This is a genomic window from Duganella vulcania, from assembly GCF_009857655.1.
GTDB classification, from domain to species: domain Bacteria; phylum Pseudomonadota; class Gammaproteobacteria; order Burkholderiales; family Burkholderiaceae_D; genus Rugamonas; species Rugamonas vulcania.
In genome coordinates, this window is sequence record NZ_WWCX01000226.1 from 1 (window position 1) to 2,153 (window position 2,153).

2 protein-coding genes are annotated in these 2,153 nt (G+C 74.0%); both read left to right on the forward strand.

All coding sequences use genetic code 11. From position 1 onward, the window contains the following. The coding region (locus GTP90_RS35520) for an AMP-binding enzyme (RefSeq protein WP_161087905.1) at nt 1-754 on the forward strand (754 nt) is incomplete at its 5' end. After that, nucleotides 751-2,153: bifunctional 3-(3-hydroxy-phenyl)propionate/3-hydroxycinnamic acid hydroxylase (locus GTP90_RS35525; RefSeq protein ID WP_161087906.1), on the forward strand; the 1,403-nt coding region annotated here is incomplete at its 3' end. The genes GTP90_RS35520 and GTP90_RS35525, both read left to right, overlap by 4 nt.

Sequence of the window (2,153 nt, forward strand, 5' to 3'; positions counted from 1 at the left end):
CCACCGCGCCGGCACTGTGGGGCAGCGCCTGCCGCACCAGGCGCTGCAGGCGTGGCGGGTGGACGGCGCCGGCCTGGCGATCGGCGCCTGCCCCACCGGCGAGATCGGCGTGATCGGCATCGCCGGGCCGAACGTGTTCCCCGGCTACCTGAACGCGCACGACAACCAGGGCATCTGGCTGGCGCCGGGCTGGCTCAACACGGGCGACCTGGGCTACCTGGACGCGGACGGCTACCTGCACCTGACCGGCCGCGCCAAGGACCTGATCATCCGTGGCGGCCACAATATCGACCCGGCCATGATCGAGGAGGCGCTGCTGCGCCATCCGGCGGTGGCGCAGGCGGCGGCGGTCGGCCAGCCGGACGAGCATGCCGGCGAACTGCCGGTAGCCTACGTCGCGCTCAAGGCCGGCGCCGCCATCGCCGCCGCGCAGCTGCTGGAGGAAGTGCGCGGGCTGGTGGCCGAACGCGCCGCCGCGCCGGTGCGCATCGAGCTGCTGGCGCAGATCCCGCTGACGGCGATCGGCAAGATCGCCAAGGCCGAGCTGCGCATGCGCGCCGCCGCCCACGTGTTCGGCGAGAAGCTGGCGCAGCTGGGCATCCCGGCCGCCGTCGCGGTGCGTGCCGATGTCCGGCGCGGCGCGGTGGCGGTGCTCGACGTGGCTGCGGCGCAGGCCGGGCAGGCACGCGCCGCGCTGGCGCGCTACGGCTATCCGGTCGATCTTGCGCCGGCGGACGGCAAGGAGCCGTCATGAACCGCGCCCACGCTACGGCCGCCGCCGCCGCCCTGCCGGCATCGGTCGACGTGCTGCTGGTCGGACTGGGACCGGTCGGCGCGGCGGCCGCCAACCTGCTGGGCCGCTACGGCGTGCGCACGCTGGCGATCGACAAAGCCGCCGAAGTGTTCACGATGCCGCGCGCCATCGCGCTCGACAACGAGGCATTGCGCATCCTGCAGCTGGCCGGGCTGGAGGACGGCGCCTTCGCCACCCACGCCATCGCCAAGGTGCAGATGCATTCGCCGCTGTTCGGGCCCTATGCGCGGGCCAACACCGCCGGCGACCTGGACGGCCATCCGCGCCTGGTCACGTTCTACCAGCCGGAGCTCGAGCGCGTGCTGCGCGAGCGGCTGGCGCAATACGCGTGCGTGCAGACCGCGCTGAGCACCGAACTGGTGGACTACGCCGAGCGCGGCGACGGCGTCACCGCCACGCTCAAACAGGCCGACGGCACGCTGGCCACGGTGCGGGCGCGCTACCTGGTCGGGGTGGACGGGGCCGGCTCGCCGGTGCGCCAGCGCGCCGGCCTGGGCTTCGAGGGCAAGACCTTCAGCGAGGACTGGCTGGTGGTGGACGCCATCGGCGTGCCCGATCCGATCGACCACGTGGAATTCATCTGCGATCCGCGCCGGCCGACGCCGCACATGGGGGCGCCGGGCGGCCGCCAGCGCTGGGAGTTCAAGCTGGCGCCGGGCGAAACCCGCGAGCAGATGGAGCGTCCGGAGCAGATCCGCGCGCTGCTGGCGCCGTGGTGCGACACCAAGCTGGTCACCGTCGAGCGCACCGCCGTGTACCGCTTCCATGCGCGCATCGTCGAACGCTTCTCGCGCGGGCGCGTGTTCCTGGCGGGCGACGCCGCCCACATCACGCCGCCGTTCGTGGGCCAGGGCCTGGTGGCCGGCCTGCGCGACGTGGCCAACCTGAGCTGGAAGCTGGCGTGGGTGGTGCACGGCCGCGCGGCGCCGGCCATCCTGGACAGCTACGACACCGAGCGCCGTCCGCACGCCAAATCCATCGTCCGGATGGCGCTGCTGATGGGACGGCTGGTGATGCCGGCCAACCGGCTGACGGCGCTGGGCGTGCACGGCCTGATGGCGCTGCTGCAGCGCCTGCCGGTGACGCGCGCCTGGTTCCAGGACCTCAAGATCAAGCCGCTCAACCGCTTCGGCCGCGGCCTGTTCCAGCCGGGTGCGGGACGCGCGCGGCTGGTGCGTGGCGGCCTGCTGCCGCAGGGGCTGGTGCGCGCCAGCCCGGACGCGGCCTGCCAGCCCAGCGACGACGTGCTGGGCCCGCAACTGAACCTGATCGGCTTCGGCTGCGACGCGCAGGCCGCGCTCAGCCCGGCGTTGCGGGAGCGTTGGCGGCGCGCCGGCGG